Source organism: Streptomyces sp. P3 (assembly GCF_003032475.1).
Classification (GTDB): Bacteria; Actinomycetota; Actinomycetes; order Streptomycetales; family Streptomycetaceae; genus Streptomyces.
The window spans coordinates 4,775,395-4,790,531 of record NZ_CP028369.1 but is presented as its reverse complement, the minus strand read 5'-3'; the positions used below and the strand labels follow the sequence as shown (position 1 = coordinate 4,790,531).

At 71.6% G+C, this 15,137-nt stretch carries 15 protein-coding genes and 1 pseudogene; 5 read left to right on the top strand and 11 right to left on the bottom strand.

Annotated elements, in window-relative coordinates:
* Nucleotides 1-278: 278 nt before the first annotated feature.
* The 4 genes and pseudogenes from cbiE to C6376_RS21570 all read right to left on the bottom strand — a co-directional run.
* Entirely contained in the window at nt 279-1,493 is a 1,215-nt protein-coding gene (gene cbiE / locus C6376_RS21585) for a precorrin-6y C5,15-methyltransferase (decarboxylating) subunit CbiE (protein ID WP_107444941.1), read from the bottom strand.
* 97 nt (nt 1,494-1,590) lie between these two features.
* Nucleotides 1,591-2,229, bottom strand: coding sequence for a GNAT family N-acetyltransferase (locus tag C6376_RS21580; protein ID WP_107444940.1), 639 nt, complete (start codon nt 2,227-2,229; stop codon nt 1,591-1,593).
* A gap of 160 nt (nt 2,230-2,389) precedes the next feature.
* Nucleotides 2,390-3,223 carry a MetQ/NlpA family ABC transporter substrate-binding protein gene (locus C6376_RS21575; RefSeq protein ID WP_107444939.1) on the bottom strand — a complete coding sequence of 278 codons (834 nt, stop codon included), beginning with the start codon at nt 3,221-3,223 and terminating at the stop codon, nt 2,390-2,392.
* 77 nt (nt 3,224-3,300) lie between these two features.
* Nucleotides 3,301-3,510, bottom strand: a pseudogene (locus C6376_RS21570) (ABC transporter permease); the annotation flags it as partial.
* A gap of 270 nt (nt 3,511-3,780) precedes the next feature.
* Here C6376_RS21570 and C6376_RS21565 point away from each other — a divergent pair.
* Together C6376_RS21565 and C6376_RS21560 are read left to right on the top strand one after the other, a co-directional pair.
* Nucleotides 3,781-4,140, top strand: coding sequence for a hypothetical protein (locus C6376_RS21565; RefSeq protein WP_107444938.1), 360 nt, complete (start codon nt 3,781-3,783; stop codon nt 4,138-4,140).
* Between the two features lies 1 nt (nt 4,141).
* Nucleotides 4,142-4,558: a hypothetical protein gene (locus tag C6376_RS21560; RefSeq protein ID WP_107444937.1), complete on the top strand. Its 417-nt coding sequence runs from the start codon at nt 4,142-4,144 to the stop codon at nt 4,556-4,558.
* Here the strand turns inward: C6376_RS21560 and C6376_RS21555 are convergent.
* From C6376_RS21555 to C6376_RS21545, 3 genes are all read right to left on the bottom strand, one after another.
* Nucleotides 4,548-5,045 (bottom strand): GNAT family N-acetyltransferase, encoded by a 498-nt coding sequence (locus tag C6376_RS21555; protein WP_107444936.1) that lies wholly within the window; start codon nt 5,043-5,045, stop codon nt 4,548-4,550. The two genes, C6376_RS21560 and C6376_RS21555, sit on opposite strands and share 11 nt — an antisense overlap.
* Before the next feature lie 45 nt (nt 5,046-5,090).
* Nucleotides 5,091-5,597 carry an RNA polymerase sigma factor gene (locus C6376_RS21550; RefSeq protein WP_107444935.1) on the bottom strand — a complete coding sequence of 169 codons (507 nt, stop codon included), beginning with the start codon at nt 5,595-5,597 and terminating at the stop codon, nt 5,091-5,093.
* 67 nt (nt 5,598-5,664) lie between these two features.
* On the bottom strand, nt 5,665-6,837 hold the full coding sequence (locus C6376_RS21545; RefSeq protein WP_107444934.1) for a glycerophosphodiester phosphodiesterase: 1,173 nt from the start codon (nt 6,835-6,837) through the stop codon (nt 5,665-5,667).
* 490 nt (nt 6,838-7,327) lie between these two features.
* Here C6376_RS21545 and C6376_RS21540 point away from each other — a divergent pair, with 490 nt between their 5' ends.
* Nucleotides 7,328-7,999 (top strand): 1-acyl-sn-glycerol-3-phosphate acyltransferase, encoded by a 672-nt coding sequence (locus C6376_RS21540; RefSeq protein WP_107444933.1) that lies wholly within the window; start codon nt 7,328-7,330, stop codon nt 7,997-7,999.
* A gap of 129 nt (nt 8,000-8,128) precedes the next feature.
* On the opposite strand, the gene C6376_RS21535 is transcribed toward C6376_RS21540, so the two are convergent.
* The 4 genes from C6376_RS21535 to argH all read right to left on the bottom strand — a co-directional run bounded on the left by C6376_RS21535 (nt 8,129) and on the right by argH (nt 13,159).
* The gene (locus tag C6376_RS21535) at nt 8,129-9,652 is read right to left on the bottom strand and encodes an MFS transporter (RefSeq protein ID WP_107444932.1); all 1,524 of its coding nucleotides are present in this window, start codon (nt 9,650-9,652) and stop codon (nt 8,129-8,131) included.
* Nucleotides 9,653-9,863: 211 nt separating this feature from the next.
* Entirely contained in the window at nt 9,864-10,406 is a 543-nt protein-coding gene (locus C6376_RS21530) for a TetR/AcrR family transcriptional regulator (RefSeq protein ID WP_173985702.1), read from the bottom strand.
* A gap of 138 nt (nt 10,407-10,544) precedes the next feature.
* Nucleotides 10,545-11,516: an aldo/keto reductase gene (locus tag C6376_RS21525; protein WP_107444930.1), complete on the bottom strand. Its 972-nt coding sequence runs from the start codon at nt 11,514-11,516 to the stop codon at nt 10,545-10,547.
* A 215-nt stretch (nt 11,517-11,731) separates the two neighbouring features.
* Nucleotides 11,732-13,159 (bottom strand): argininosuccinate lyase, encoded by a 1,428-nt coding sequence (gene argH / locus C6376_RS21520; RefSeq protein WP_107444929.1) that lies wholly within the window; start codon nt 13,157-13,159, stop codon nt 11,732-11,734.
* Between the two features lie 213 nt (nt 13,160-13,372).
* Here argH and C6376_RS21515 point away from each other — a divergent pair, with 213 nt between their 5' ends.
* Together C6376_RS21515 and C6376_RS21510 are read left to right on the top strand one after the other, a co-directional pair.
* Entirely contained in the window at nt 13,373-14,314 is a 942-nt protein-coding gene (locus C6376_RS21515; protein ID WP_107444928.1) for a hypothetical protein, read from the top strand.
* Nucleotides 14,315-14,463: 149 nt separating this feature from the next.
* Nucleotides 14,464-15,135: a pyridoxamine 5'-phosphate oxidase family protein gene (locus tag C6376_RS21510; RefSeq protein WP_107444927.1), complete on the top strand. Its 672-nt coding sequence runs from the start codon at nt 14,464-14,466 to the stop codon at nt 15,133-15,135.
* Nucleotides 15,136-15,137 lie beyond the last annotated feature (2 nt).

Sequence of the window (15,137 nt, the reverse complement as noted above, 5' to 3'; positions counted from 1 at the left end):
CGTGCCCAGCGGCACGAACGACCCGCTCGAAAAAGCGACAAAGCCATACAGTGGCATTGTCCCGGCTGTCGTGTCGTCGCGACAGCTTGATCCGCGACGCTCCGCTGTGGACTGCGCCACGTTGCGCGCCCTCCGGTTCTGCCGTACCACACCCAGCCCAAAAGGGAGGTGTTTTCCGGACATTGACCGACGAAGCGCCGGGCGACCGGAAGCGGTACGACGATCGGCCAGCCTACCGCGAGCGGTACGACAACAGGATCACCGGGCGGGCGACCGGGTCAGGGCCTGCGGTCCGCGAGAACCCCCGTGAGCAGGAACGCGACGCTCCGCTCCGTCTCCGTCCAGGCCCGGGTGTCGAGTGCGACGGCCTGGACGAGGGCGCATTCGACGCGGTAGTCGTGCTCGGTCAGGTCGCGGCCCACGAGTTCGGCGGTGTCCCGGGTGGCCGCGTGGGTGACGATGCGCTGCGGGCGGCGGTCGGCGACCGCGGAGACGACGGCCGCTCCCCCGCCGCCGACCCGGACGACGTCCGGTTCGGGCAGGTTCTCCAGCACGTGCGGGGCGTCCCCGCGGACGATCTGGAGCTGGACGCCGTACCGGCGTGCGACGGCGTCGGTACGGGCGCAGGCCTGGATGTCCCGGTCGACGGCGATGACGGCGGCGCCCGCCCGGGCGGCGTCGGCGGCGAAGGCTCCGCTGCCGCAGCCGATGTCCCAGACGAGGTCGCCCGTCCGCGGCCCGAGGTGGGCGAGTTGGGCTGCGCGCAGCAACGGCGCCTCCCCCTCGCCCAGCCCGCCGCCGTAGGTGTCGGCGGGCAGGGTCCAGCCGCGCGGGCCGGCGCCCGGGTCACGGCCGGCGATCCAGCCACCGTCCCCGGCGGCGGCCGGGCCTGCGGGGCCGATGACGATGACGACGTTGGGGTCGCGCCAGGCGTGGTCGGCCGCCTTGTCGGAGGTGACGACGCTGACCTGCTCGCGATCGGTGCCGAGTTCCTCGCAGACCACGAAGGTGCGGTGCACGCCCTCCATGAGCAGGCCGAGCTCGGCGGGACCGGCGCCCGGGGAGGTGAGGACGGCGACCTTGGTGTGGGCGCGGCACACGTTGACCGCCCGGCGCAGCGTGCGCCGGTGGGCGACGACCACCTGGGCGTCGTCCCAGGGCATCCCGGCGCGGGCGAAGGCGGCGGCGACGGCGGAGACGGCCGGGACGACCTCGACCTCCAGGCCGAACTCGGGTGCACGCAGGGTTCGTACGACGCCGAAGAAGCCCGGGTCTCCGTCGGCGAGGACGACGGCGGTGCCACGGTGGCCGGTGATACGGCGGGCGGCGAGGGCGACGCTGCCGAGCCGGATGCGTTCCGCGCCGGGCGGCACCTCGGGCAGCGCCAGGTGGTGGGCGGCGCCGGCCACCAGCGTGGCGGCGTTCAGAGCGGAGCGGGCCGCGTCGGTCAGCGGCGAGCCGTCCCAGCCGATCACCGTGACGCGGTCGGCCATCGTCGTCAGTCTCCCCCGGGGTTCACGCAGGCAGCGGGCACCGTGAGGGTACCTGGTCGGCGGGCGGGGGCGGGGGCGGTGACACCTGCGGCGGGGATCAGTTCCAGTCGGTGTACGACGTGAATCCGCCGCTCTCCGCGAAGGGCTCGCCGCCTCCGTCCAGATCCTCCGGCAGGAGGCTGTAGACGATGTAGTCGGTGCGCACCTCGTTCCAGGTCCCGTCCTCGGCACGGGCGCGCGCTATGCAGGCGCCGCGCAGCACGCCCTCGCTGATGCAGCCGATCTTCTGCGCGACCTGCTGGGAGGCGGTGTTGTCGGCGGCGGTGCGCAGCTCGATGCGCTCGAACTTCTGGTCGGCGAAGAGCCATTGGGCGGTGGCCAGCGCCGCCTCGGAGGCGTAGCCCTCGCCGCGCGCCCAGGGGCCGATGATGTACGACAGTTCGGTGGAGCGGACGTGCCAGTCGGTCTTGGCGAGCTGGACGACGCCGACCAGGCGCTGGGTGAGGAACTCGGTGACGGCGAGGTCGAGGCCGCGTCCCGCGGTGCGTTCACCGGGCGCGCACTCGGCGATCCAGCGGCGGGCGGCCGCCTCGTCGAAGGGCTGGGGCACCGCGGTCCAGGCCGTGACCTGCTCGTCGTTCATCATGTCGGCCAGGGCGGGCACGTCGTCCTCGTCGAGGGGGCGCAGCACCAACCGCTCCGTGCTGATGGAGATGTTGGGGAAGGTGCTCGTCATGCGCCGCTCCGTAACCTTCGGGACCTCGGGTGAGACCTGCCGCCCCGTCAGGGCCGACTGAACTGCCCAGCATGCAGCATGTGCGCCCGGAACCCCACCACGGGGTCCACACCGGGTGAAGGCGCGGACCCCGTGCGTGTGTGTGCGTCGGGGGCGCGGGTCAGAAGGCCGCCACGACGGCTCCGTCGTACTTGTCCTCGATGAACTTCTTCACCTCGGGAGAGGTGAGCAGCCCGGCCGGCTTCTTCACCCGAGGGTCGTCCTGGTCGCCCTTCCTCACGGCGAGGAAGTCGGCGTACGGGTTGTCCGTCGCGGACTCCGCCGCCAGCGCGTCCTTCGCCGGGCTGAGCCTGGCCTCCAGCGCGTAGTTGCCGTTGACCACGGCGGCGTCGACGTCGGAGAGGGAGCGCGGCAGCTGAGCCGCCTCGAGCTCCTTGAACTTCAGGCCCTGGGGGTTGGAGGTGACGTCCCCCGGGGTCGCGTCGTAGCCGCGTCTCGGCTTCAGCCCGATGAGACCTGCGGCCTCCAGGAGCTTCAGCGCGCGTGCCTCGTTGGTGGTGTCGTTCGGCAGGGCGACGGTGGCGCCCTTCTCGAGGGCGTCGAGCTTCTTGACGCTGCGGGTGTACAGGCCGAGCGGCTCGAGGTGCACCGTGGCGCCGGGCACGGCGACGATGTCGGTGCCGTTCTCCTTGTTGAAGTCGTCGAGGTACGGCTGGTGCTGGAAGTAGTTGGCGTCGACCTCACCCTGCTGGACGGCCGTGTCGGGCGTGACGTGGTCGGTGAACTCCTTGACCTCGAGCTCGAGGCCGGCCTTCGCCGCGAGGTTGTCCTTGATGTAGTCGAGGATCTCGCCCTGCGGGGTGGGTGTGGCGGCGACGGTCAGCGTGGCGTTCGCGTCGGCGCCGGAGTCCTTGTCCGAGCCGCAGGCGGTGAGTCCGAGGGTGAGGGCTCCGGCGGCGAGGACGGCAGTGGTGATCCTGGCGGTGTTACGCACGAAAAGTGCCTTTCCTGAAGGTGGTGCGGCCCCGCGTCGGGTGGTGCGGGGAGTTCGGTGGGCGGCCCGCGGAGGGCTCAGGCGACCTTGCGGGCGTCGGCGGCGTCCGCCGGCTGCTTCGCCTTCAGCAGGCGGAGCTTGGGGGCGGGGCCCGAACTGCCGCCGCGGCGGTGCAGCGAGCGGGCCGTGCGGTCGCCGGCGAACTGGATGAGCGAGATGGCGACGGCGAGGACCGCCACCGTGATCCACATCAGTTCGGTCTGGAAGCGCTGGTAGCCGTAACGCAGACGTACGGTCCTGACCAGGACGCCGCTGTCCGTATTCTGGACAGCCGTGGACAGCCGTGGACGGCCTCCGGCGTTCCTGACCCCGGCACGCAGATCTCCGCTCCCCCGCCGGTGACCGGCGCCGACGAGGCGGACCGGTCCAGGGCCACGAGGCCGGCGCCCGGTTCGCGGACCCGGCATGCTGTGGCCGACGCCACGGCCGCGCCGCCGGTCCCACGGGTCCACGGGGCCGACCGCCGGGTGTCTGTTACGCCGTATTAAGGTCACTGCATGCTTGATGCCCTGACGGCGATGACCGGCGTCGCCGCGTTGCTGCTCGCCGCCTGGTGCGGCTGGGCCGCCTACCGCGACCAGTCGACCAAGGACTGGCACTTCATCGGGATGGCCGTGGTCTCGCTGCTGGCGACGGTCCAGCTGGTGATCGGGACCGTGCAGCTGGCGCGGGGCGAGAAGCCGGAGCAGGGCACGACGCTCTTCGTGGCGTATCTGCTGGGCGCGTTCGCATGCGTGCCGACGGCGGGGTTCATGTCACTGGCCGAGCGGACCCGCTGGGGTTCGGTGACGGTCGCCGCGGGCGGAGTGGTGCTCGCCGTGCTCGAGGTGCGGCTCTTCGACATCTGGGGAGGCTGAGATGACGGCGGTGCAGGAGAAGCCGGGCCGGCTGATCAGCGGGCCCGGGATGCTGCTGGTGTGGTTCTACGGCGTGATGGTGGTCGGGGCGGTGTCGCGGTCGGCGTACGAGATCGCCGCGCATTTCGACCGGGCGCCGCTGTCGTACACGCTGTCGGCGGTGGCGGGTGTGGTGTACGGCTTCATCACGTACTCGCTGGTGCGGGGCGGCGAGACGGCACGCAGGGCGGCGCGGTTGTGCTGCGCCGCCGAACTCGCGGGCGTACTGGTCGTCGGGACCTGGACCCTGGTCCAGCCGTCCGCCTTCCCCGAGGCGACCGTCTGGTCCGACTACGGGATGGGGTATGTCTTCATCCCCGTGCTGCTTCCGGTGTCGGCCCTGTACTGGCTGCGCACCTCCCGTACGGCTACGCCGTAGCGGCGTACTGCCCGGCCTGCTTCTCCAGGACGATCATCGGCACGCCGTCCGTGCCCTGGGAGGTGCCGACCGTCTCGTAGCCGACGCGGCGGTAGAGGCGGAGGTTGCCCTCGCTGCGGTGGCCGGCGAAGAGGCGGAACTTCTTGGCGCCGCGCTCGCCGCCCAGCGCCGACTCGGCGGCGCGCAGCAGCCGCGCGCCGATGCCGTGGCCCTGCAGGCGGGGGTGGACGCAGAGCTTGCCGATGGCGGCGGCGCCGTCCTCGGTGAGGGTGCCGCGCACCGAGCCGACCACCTCGTCGCCCAGCCGGGCCACGAAGACGCAGTCGGCGGTGAGTTCCTGCCGCACCGAGTCGAGGCTCTGGACGAGCGGGGCGATGCGGTAGTTCCCGTACAGCGCGGCTTCACTCTGGAAGCACAGGTACTGCAGTCTGAAGATCTGCTCGGCATCATGCTCGGTCGCCACCGAGATGGTCACGCTCATGCCCATGTGCGCACGCCTCCCGCTCACCTGATCGCCTGTGGTCCCTCACTCCTATCCCCGCACTTCGGGAGCCGCAACCTCCGGTGCGAGCAAACGGCGAAGACATCCCAGACATCTGGAACGTTCCGGTCCGAGACTGCCCTGTGAGATACCCAACTTCCCCGCGATCTCCCGGTAGGTGAGGTCCTCGGGCGAGAGAAGAGCCTGCAGAAGACGGGAACAGCGGCCGGGCAGCCGGTGCACGGCCTCGCGCAGCGCGCGGTGGCGGGCGGCGGTCAGGGCCAGGTGCTCGGGCCCGCGTTCCGCGTCGTCGGCGGGCTCGGTCTCGTAGGGCTGTTCACGGCGGGTGGTACGGCGAGCGCGGCGGACCTCCGCCCGGACCGCCCGGCGCAGCCAGCCCTCGGGGTCGCGGGGCGGGCCGTCGGCGGCGAGGCGTTCGAGCAGACGGAGCCAGACGGCCTGCTCCAGGTCACCGGGTTCGGCGCCGGCGGCTGGGGCCTCCGCGAAGGCCTCCGCGCTGAGCAGCGGGTACAGGGAGGCGAGCAAGTCGGGGGTCATGTGCCACACGATGCGGCGGCCCGGGCGGTCGGTTGCCCGGGCGGCCGACTGTCACCCCAACGAGGACTCAGCCGTTGACGAAGTCCGCGCGGGCCAGCACCCCGGTGTCCGGGTTGTCCGTGAAGACCCCGTCGATACCGGTCGCGAAGTAGGTGCGGAACGCGCCGAAGGAGTCGCCGTAGGCGTCCGCGTCGGAGCCCTTGCGGAAGTCGGCGGGCAGGAAGGGGTTCTCGTTGCGCATGGTGTACGGATGCAGGATCAGGCCGACCGCGTGGGCGTCCTTCACCAGGGTGGTCGGCCTGGTCAGGTTGCCGGCCGCGTCCTTCGGGATGACCAGGTCGAGGGTGGGTCCGATGCCCTGCGCGTACCCGGCGATCTCCCGCAGGCCGGCCCGGGTGATCAGGTCGGCGACGGTGCGCGGGTCGCCCGTCTCGACGAAGTCCCAGGGGCGGGAGCCGGCGGTGGACAGCAGCACGACGAGCGGGTTGTCGACCAGCTTGTTCAGGCGCTGGATGCTGGTCGGCTCGAAGGACTGCAGGACGACCGGCGAGTTCTTCCCGTCCTTGCCGTACTTGTGGAGCAGCTTGGCGACCCGCTCCTCCAGGCCCAGGCCCTGCTTGCGGAAGTAGGTGGGGTGCTTGGTCTCGGGGTAGATCCAGACCTGCTTGCCGCGCCTACGGGTCTGCTCGTCCTGCCACTTGAGGACCTCCTCGAAGGTGGGGATCCCCCAGCGGCCGTCGTAGAGCGTGTTGTGCGGGCGGTTGGCCGGGATGCGCTCGACCGCCCGCAGTCTCTTCAGTTCGGCGAGCGTGAAGTCCTCGGTGAACCATCCGGTGGTGGGGACGCCGTCGAGCACCTTGGTCGTGCGGCGGCCGGCGAACTCGGGGTGGGCGGCGACGTCCGTCGTGCCGCCGATCTCCGGCTCGTGCCGGCAGACGAGGTGGCCGTCCCGGGTGGGGACGAGGTCGCCGGCCTCGACGATGTCGGCCCCGAGGTCGAGGGCGAGCTGGTAGGAGCCGAAGGTGTGCTCGGGGCGGTAGCCGCTGGCGCCGCGATGACCGATGACCGTCGGCACCGGAAGGCCTCTGAGGCCCCCGTGACGTGCCTCGGCGGCCGCCGCCGTGCCGGGCAGACCGAGCACGCCTGTGGCGCCGAGCACGGCCGCGCCGAGGAGCGCCCGCCGCCCGGTGCCGCCCGTGGCCGCCTGCTCGTTCGACTCCTGCGTGTCCTGCGTTCCCATGAGGGTCCTCCGGTCGTCGGCTCGTCCCTGCGGGCCGATGGTAGGGGCGTGGACATGACCGCCGGGAGACCTCGGCCCCAACACGCGGCGGACGGCGGACGGCACGTGGTGTACGCGGGTGCGCGATGTCGTCTACGCCGGATGCGGTCCGTGCGGTACGTCGAGGTGACGGGTCGTCGGACGCCGAGATTCGCCCCGGCCGGCCGGGGAACCCGGTCACCGCCGGCGCGGGGTGCCGGCGGCCACGGCGGGGTCCGGGGCCCCTCACCCGGCCTTCCCGGGGGTGGGCCTCCTCGTTCCGCCGGATGACGGGCGGGCTACGGCCGGGCTACGGGTGCGCTGCCGACGGGCGGCTCTGCGGCCGTACAGGTAAACAAACGTCAACAGTGCGTAAGACCCGGGTGACCCGATGTGCGTCGGCCCCCGGCCCGCGAGTATCGTCCTCACCTGCACAGACTCATACCGTTTTCCCTTGACATCGGAGGGCTCGTTGTCGCGCTTCGCGCTCATCAAGGCAGTGCTCGGACCGGTCATGCGCCTGATGTTCCGCCCTCGGGTCGAGGGCGCGGAGCACATCCCGGGCGACGGCCCCGTGATCCTGGCGGGCAATCACCTCACCTTCATCGACTCGATGATCCTGCCGCTGGTGTGCGACCGACAGGTCTTCTTCATCGGCAAGGACGAGTACGTCACCGGCAAGAGCCTGAAGGGCCGGCTGATGGCCTGGTTCTTCACCGGGGTCGGCATGATCCCGGTGGACCGGGACGGAGGCCGCGGCGGCGTCGCCGCGCTGATGACCGGACGCCGGATCCTGGAGGAGGGCAACGTCTTCGGGATCTACCCCGAGGGGACGCGGTCCCCCGACGGCCGCCTCTACCGGGGCCGTACCGGCATCGCGCGACTGACCCTGATGACGGGTGCGCCCGTCGTGCCGTTCGCGATGATCGGCACGGACAAGCTGCAGCCGGGCGGAGCGGGCATGCCCCGTCCGGGCCGGGTGACGGTCCGGTTCGGCGAGGCGATGGAGTTCTCCCGGTACGACGGGATGGACCGCGACCGCTATGTGCTCCGGGCCGTCACCGACTCCGTGATGACCGAGGTCATGCGGCTGTCGGGGCAGGAGTACGTGGACATGTACGCCACCAAGGCCAAGGCGGCGTGACGCCGCCGCCGGGGTGCGCCGTCCGGCGCGGGCACGACGGCCCGTCGCAAGGTCGCCCGCGCCCCCGGCTCGCGGGACCACCTGCCCGGTGACGTGCGGACGCCGTTTCCCGCGCCCCGCTCGCCTCACTCAGCCGGCGGTCTCCAGGCGCTGCCCCCTGAGCAGGAACCACGCCGCCACCGCCGCCGCCAGCAGGACCGCCGCGCCCACCCCTGACGCCACCGCGAGGCCGTCGACGAAGGCCTCGCGGGCCGACGCCAGCATCTGCGCGCCCGCGGCCGGCGGCAGGTGCCCCGCCGCCTCCACCGCACCGCCCAGCGACTCGTGCGCCTGTTCCGGCGTGCCCGCCGGGGCCGCGAAGCCCCGGTAGACGCCGGTCACGATCGAGCCGAGCAGGGCGATGCCGAGCGCCGCGCCGAGTTCGTACGCCGTCTCGGAGACGGCCGAGGCCGCGCCCGCCTGGTTCTTCGGCACCGAGCTCAGTACGACGTCCGCGGTCACCGTGAAGGAGAACCCGGCGCCCACGCCCACCACCAACAGGGCCGCGCCCAGCAGCGGATAGCCGGTGGTCCCGGTGACCGTCGTCAGCGCGGCCAGTGCCAGGCCGATCGCCGCGAGACCGCCGGAGACCACGGCCCGCACCGAGAAGCGGCGCGCCACGCGGCCCGCCAGCAGGCCGGCCGCCACCGCGCCCACCGCCGCCGGCAGTTCGGCCAGTCCCGCCTCCAGGGGCCGCCTGCCCTGGACCGACTGCAGGTACTGGGACAGGAAGAACACCAGGCCGGACATGCCGAGCACGGTCAGCAGGTCGGCCAGCACCGCGCCGCTGAAACCGCGCCTGCGGAACAGCCGCATGTCCAGCAGCGGGACCGGGAGCGCGAACTGACGCCGCACGAAGCCGTACAGCGCCGCGGCGCCGAGCACGGCCGCGGCGAGGGTCTCCCAGCTCGGGCCGTGAGCGGCGACCTCCTTCACGGCGTACACGACGGCGATCACGCCGACCAGCGACAGCGTCACGCTGATCAGGTCCCAGGGTCCGTGGTCGGGGTTCCTGGACTCGGGCAGCGTCTTCACGCCGACCACCACGAGCACCACCATGACGGGCAGGTTGATGAGGAAGACCGAGCCCCACCAGAAGTGCTCGAGCAGGAATCCGCCCACGATCGGACCGACCGCGGTGCCCGCCGAGGCCGTCGCGCCCCAGATGCCGACCGCGAGACTGCGTTCGCGCGGGTCGTGGAAGAGGTTGCGGATCAGGGCGAGGGTGGCCGGCATGAGGGTCGCTCCCGCCACGCCCAGCAGGGCGCGGGCCGCGATCATCGTCTCCGGGGAGGTCGCGTAGGCGTTGAGGACCGAGATCAGGCCGAAGGCGGTGGCGCCGAGGAGCAGGATCCGCTTGCGGCCGATGCGGTCGCCGAGGCTGCCCATGGAGACGAGCAGGCCGGCGATGACGAACGAGTAGACGTCGCCGATCCAGAGCAACTGGGCGCCGGAGGGTTCGAGATCCTCGCTGATGTACGGGGTCGCGAGACCGAGGACGGTCGCGTCGACGGCCACCAGCAGCACGGCGAGCACGAGGACGGAGAGCGCCAGCCAACGGTCGGGGCGCCTCACCGCCTCGGTCGTGGTCGCCGGCTGCAGGGTGCTGGTCATGGTTCCTCTGTTCGTGAGCGGGGTGAGCCGAAGGATCGGGTGAAGGGGACGGCCGACCGCTCGAACCGGCGCGAGGCGGCCGACGGTGGGGCAGCGAGCGGCCGCCACCGATCGGCGGTGGTACCGAGTTCTGGACCACCGAGCCAAGGTGGTACCGAGCGGTGCCGGGCGATGGGCGGTGCCGGGCGGTGGGCGGTGGGCGGTGCCGGTTTCAGTGGCGCAGCGCGCCGCCGAGCAGCAGCTCGGTGATCATGTGGGTGAAGTCCTTGGCGGCGACCCGGCCCTCGGAGACCACCCAGGCGCCGGAGGCCAGCAGGCCGTAAAGCGCCTCGGTGAGCCAGGCGGGGGTGAGGTCGATGCGGAACTCTCCGTCGGCCTGGCCGCGCCGGAACAGGGCCGCGACGCGCTCGTCGATCCTGGTCCAGCCCGGGTTCTGCCGCTCACCCTCGAACAACTGGTTCTCGGTGTAGAGGAAGGCGAGCAGGGCGGCGGCCGGCTCGATCTCCCGGACGAGCCGGCGTACGGCGTCGGGCGCCGGGCCCTCGTCCAGCCGCGCCGCCTCCAGGGCGGACTCGCACTCCGCGATGCCGAGGGACTCCAGGGCGCGCACGAGCGCGTCACGCCCGGCGAAGTGGCGGTGCAGCGTGGCCCGGCTGATCCCGGCCGCCTTGGCGACCTCGTCCATCGTCGCGGTGGATTTTCGGGTCAGCAGGGCCGCGGCACTGCGCAGCACGTGGTCACGGTCGACAGCCATGAGACAAGAATAACCCATGTGAGACGTTCATGTCTCATTCTCAGGGTGTGCGGCTCACCCGGCACGGTCAGGGCGAGAGTCCGCCGGACGTCGTAGGCTCGGCGCGCTCGCTCGATGTGCTCGGCGCACTCGACGCGCTCAGTGCCAGGGCAGCCGGCTGCGCCGCTCCCAGTAGGCCTGCGGGTCCTCCGCCAGTCCGGCGAGCCGGTCCAGTTGGTCGTCGTCTAGGTCGACGGCCGCCGCGTGCAGGTTGGAGACCAGTTGGGCGACGGTCGCCGCGCCGGAGAGGACGACTCCGGCCCAGGGGCGGCGCAGGATCACCGCCAGGGCGACCGCGTCACAGCCGAGACCCGTCTCCCGCGCGACCGCTTCGAGGGCGTCGGGCGCGGCCGGCCCGGCGAGGCGCCCGTTGGCCATCCCCTCCTTCACGATCACCGTGAGTCCGGCCTCCCGGGCCTCGGCGAGAGCCGGGCCGGCCGAGGTCTCCAGGACGTTGTAGGTCGCCTGGACGGTGCGGAAGAGGGGCTCGCCGTCGACCGACACGGCGAGCGCGGCACGGATGGCGTCGGCCTGGGCGGGGCCGCTGGTGGAGAAGCCGACGGTGCGGCCGCGGGCGGCGGCCTCCGCCAGTTTCGCGTGCAGTTCCTTGTCGGCGAGGGCCGGACTGTCCGGGGTCACCGAGTGGATCTGGTAGAGGTCGAGCCGGTCGCCGAGCAGGCCTTCCGTCTCCCGGCGCTGACGTTCGTAGGTGGCGAGACCGTGGTCCTTGACCTCGTGCGTCTCGGCGTCCGTCGACCAGTCGGCCGTGTAGGTGTACCCCCATTTGCTGCCCACGACGACGTCGTCGGCGTCGGGCCGGACGGCGAGCCAGCCGGCGAGGAACTCCTCGGAGCGGCCGTAGGAGCGGGCCGCGTCGATGTAGCGGACGCCCTGCGCGTAGGCGGCGTCGAGGAGTTCGTGCGTACGGGCACGGAGCGCTTCGACGCTGCGGTCCTGCGGAAGGTCCCGGTCACGGCCGAGGTTGAGATAGCCGGGGCGGCCGACGGCGGCGAGCCCGAAGCCGATGTGACAGGTGGGGGTGGTCGCTGAAGCGAGGCGGGCGAAGGGCATCGCGGGCTCCGTTCGGTCGGCTCCGGTACGGCTGACGACCAACGTAACCCGCGACGGCGTTCGCTCCGGCGTGCGGGGGGGGGGCGGAGTGCGGGAGGCGGAGTGCGGGAGGCGGAGTGCGCGGAAGCCCCGCGCACGGGGCTTCGTGGTCGCCCACCGCCGCGCGGGTGCGCCGCGATCGCCGCGGCCCTCGCGCGCCGCGCGCCCCGCCGGTGTCACCGCTTGGCGGTGGCCCAGTCGTGCTGCGCCCGCACGTTCGCCTTCACCTCGGCCAGCTGGACCGCGACCGCGCTCGGGGCGGTGCCGCCCCGGCCGTTGCGGGAGGCCAGCGCGCCCGGCACGTTGAGCACCGAGCGGACCTCGGGGGTCAGATGGGCGCTGATCTTCGCGAACTGGTCGTCCGTCAGCTCGTCCAGCTCCTTGCCCTCGGCCTCCGCCGCCTTGACGCACTCGCCGGCGACCTCGTGCGCGACACGGAACGGCACACCCTGCTTGACGAGCCACTCCGCGATGTCGGTGGCGAGCGAGAAGCCGGCCGGGGCCAGTTCCTCCATGCGCTCCCGGTGCACGGTGAGGGTGGCGACCATGCCGGTGAAGGCCGGCAGCAGCACCTCGAGCTGGTCACAGGAGTCGAAGACCGGCTCCTTGTCCTCCTGGAGGTCGCGGTTGTAGGCGAGCGGGAGGGCCTTGAGGGTCGCCAGCAGTCCGGTCAGGTTGCCGATCAGACGGCCGGACTTGCCGCGCGCCAGCTCCGCGATGTCGGGGTTCTTCTTCTGCGGCATGATCGACGAGCCCGTGGAGAAGGCGTCGTGCAGCGTCACGAAGGAGAACTCCCTCGTGTTCCAGAGGATGATCTCCTCGGCGATGCGGGACAGGTTCACGCCGATCATCGCGGTGATGAAGGCGAACTCCGCGACGAAGTCCCGCGAGGCGGTGCCGTCGATGGAGTTGCCGACGCTGCCGTGCTCGAATCCGAGGTCCTTGGCCACGGACTCCGGGTCCAGACCTAGGGAGGAGCCGGCCAGGGCACCCGAGCCGTACGGCGAGACGGCCGTGCGCTCGTCCCACTGACGCAGCCGCTCGGCATCCCGGGACAGGGACTGCACATGGGCGAGGACGTGATGGGCGAAGAGCACCGGCTGGGCGTGCTGGAGGTGGGTGCGGCCCGGCATCGCCACGTCCGGATGGGCCTCCGCCAGGCCGACCAGGGCGTCCTGGAGGTCGGCGATCAGCCCGCCGACGATCCGCGCGTGATCTCGCAGGTACATCCGGAAGAGGGTGGCGATCTGGTCGTTGCGGGAGCGGCCGGCGCGCAGTTTGCCGCCGAGGTCGGGGCCGACGCGCTCCAGGAGGCCGCGCTCCAGAGCGGTGTGGACGTCCTCGTCGGCGATCGTGCCCACGAAGGAGCCGTCGGCGACGTCCTCCTCGAGCGTCCCCAGGCCCGCGATCATCCGGGTCAGCTCGTCCTCGGTGAGCAGACCGGCCTTGTGCAGAACACGCGCGTGGGCGCGGGAACCGGCGATGTCGTAGGGAGCGAGTCGCCAGTCGAAGTGGACGGACGCGGACAGCTTCGCCAGGGCCTCGGCGGGACCGTCGGCGAAACGACCGCCCCAGAGCCGTACGTCACCGCTGTTGCTGCTCACTTGCGTTGCTCCTCACCGCTGCATTCACCGACCTGCATGATTATGCAGACCTCTGCATGATTCGTCAATCCGACGTGCGCGGGGCGGCGGCCCCGATGAGTTGCGAAGACTTTTTGAAGAATGCCTTGAACAACGGCAACCGCTTACCCGTACTCACCGCTGAACGCCGGCCGCGTGAAACAAACCCACTCCTGACCCAAGTGAGGCATCCGCATGTCCAGGGCTCTTCCGAAGTACAACAAGCGTCGTGTGGTCGTCATCGGCGCGGCCGCCGCTCTGGCCCTGACCGGTGCGGTGGTCGTGAACTCCGCTCTCGCCGGGGAGTCGTCCAAGGGTGGTGCGACCAACGCCCAGACACTGGCCGCCGGTCCCGGCACGATCACCTGCCCGGACGTGGCGTCGCAGCTGCCCGCCGTCCCCGCCACCGCCAAGGCCGAGGTCGACCGCAACCTCGCCCTCCTCCAGACGCAGATCAACGAGGCCAACACCCGCCTGCAGAACACCGTCGGCCAGGGCGGCCCCAACTTCGTGCAGAACGCGATCCTCGGCCCGCTGCAGGGCAAGCGCGAGTCCACGATCGACCGCATCGCCATCTCGATCGGCCGCAAGGGCACCAAGCCGCAGGGCCTGAACGCCCTCGCCAAGTGCGCTCTGAACGCGGGCGGCGCGGCGAACAACGGCGGCGCTGCCGCTCCGGCGAACGGCAACGCGGGCAACAACGGCAACGCCGGGAACAACGGGAACAACGGGAACAAGGGAAACGCAGGTAACAACGGAAACGCGGGCAACGCAGGGAACAAGGGAAACGCGGGTAACAACGGAAACGCGGGCAACGCAGGTAACGCGGGCAACGCCAACGGCGTCGGCACGATCACCTGCCCGGACGTGGCGTCGCAGCTGCCCGCCGTCCCCGCCACCGCCAAGGCCGAGGTCGACCGCAACCTCGCCCTCCTCCAGACGCAGATCAACGAGGCCAACACCCGCCTGCAGAACACCGTCGGCCAGGGCGGCCCCAACTTCGTGCAGAACGCGATCCTCGGCCCGCTGCAGGGCAAGCGCGAGTCCACGATCGACCGCATCGCCATCTCGATCGGCCGCAAGGGCACCAAGCCGCAGGGCCTGAACGCCCTCGCCGCCTGCACGCTGAACAAGTGACGTGACAGGTGCGGCGGCCGCCCCGGGACAGCACCGGCCGGGGCGGCCGCCGCACCATGCGTACGGCCGCACCAGGCGCACGCGCGTCGACCGGGGAGGTCCCGTATTTCCTTAGACGCGCGAAAGACTTTCCCGGATACTTCCTGAACATGGGAAAGACCTACGCGCGCATAGACGGAAGACTCCGTTCGTTCATCGAGGAACAGCCCCTCTTCTTCACCGCTACCGCGCCCCTGTCCGGCGAGGGCACGGTCAACCTCTCCCCCAAAGGCCTCAAGGGATCGTTCGCCGTGCTCGACGAGCACACCGTGGCCTACCTCGACTTCGCCGGCTCCAACGCCGAGACCGTCGCGCACCTGCGGGAGAACGGCCGGATCACCCTGATGTGGTGTGCCTTCCAGGGGCCGCCGAACATCGTGCGGGTGCACGGCCGGGGCGAACCGGTCTTCCGCGACGACCCCCGCTTCGGCGAACTCCTGGGCCGCTTCCCGGACATCGAGCCGAGCGCGCACGGATTGCGCGCGATCATCGTCGTGCACGCCGAACTCGTCCGGGACACCTGCGGATACGCGGTGCCCTTCATGACCTACGACGAGGACCGCGAACTGCACGGCAAGCGTTTCGCCCGGGAGGACGACGCCTCGCTCGGCGCGTACTTCGCCAAGAAGGACCACATCGCCTCGAGCATCGACGGGCTGCCCGGCCTGCCGCTGCCGCTCCCGCCACTCCCCTCGCTGCCGTCGACGCAGCCACAGCCACAGCCACAGCACCGACGCACGGTCGGCCCCTCCCGGACTGCCGGAGAAGACGTGCGCCCTTAGCG

What these genes read in the sequence shown, in the direction of transcription:
- C6376_RS21525 (WP_107444930.1), bottom strand. Translation starts at nt 11,516, where the DNA reads ATGCCCTTCGCCCGCCTCGCTTCAGCGACCACCCCCACCTGTCACATC.
- C6376_RS21560 (WP_107444937.1), top strand. Translation starts at nt 4,142, where the DNA reads ATGACGGCGGTGCAGGAGAAGCCGGGCCGGCTGATCAGCGGGCCCGGG.
- C6376_RS21550 (WP_107444935.1), bottom strand. Translation starts at nt 5,597, where the DNA reads ATGACCCCCGACTTGCTCGCCTCCCTGTACCCGCTGCTCAGCGCGGAG.
- C6376_RS21565 (WP_107444938.1), top strand. Translation starts at nt 3,781, where the DNA reads ATGCTTGATGCCCTGACGGCGATGACCGGCGTCGCCGCGTTGCTGCTC.
- C6376_RS21515 (WP_107444928.1), top strand. Translation starts at nt 13,373, where the DNA reads ATGTCCAGGGCTCTTCCGAAGTACAACAAGCGTCGTGTGGTCGTCATC.
- C6376_RS21530 (WP_173985702.1), bottom strand. Translation starts at nt 10,406, where the DNA reads ATGGCTGTCGACCGTGACCACGTGCTGCGCAGTGCCGCGGCCCTGCTG.
- C6376_RS21510 (WP_107444927.1), top strand. Translation starts at nt 14,464, where the DNA reads ATGGGAAAGACCTACGCGCGCATAGACGGAAGACTCCGTTCGTTCATC.
- C6376_RS21555 (WP_107444936.1), bottom strand. Translation starts at nt 5,045, where the DNA reads ATGGGCATGAGCGTGACCATCTCGGTGGCGACCGAGCATGATGCCGAG.
- cbiE (WP_107444941.1), bottom strand. Translation starts at nt 1,493, where the DNA reads ATGGCCGACCGCGTCACGGTGATCGGCTGGGACGGCTCGCCGCTGACC.
- C6376_RS21545 (WP_107444934.1), bottom strand. Translation starts at nt 6,837, where the DNA reads ATGGGAACGCAGGACACGCAGGAGTCGAACGAGCAGGCGGCCACGGGC.
- C6376_RS21580 (WP_107444940.1), bottom strand. Translation starts at nt 2,229, where the DNA reads ATGACGAGCACCTTCCCCAACATCTCCATCAGCACGGAGCGGTTGGTG.
- C6376_RS21535 (WP_107444932.1), bottom strand. Translation starts at nt 9,652, where the DNA reads ATGACCAGCACCCTGCAGCCGGCGACCACGACCGAGGCGGTGAGGCGC.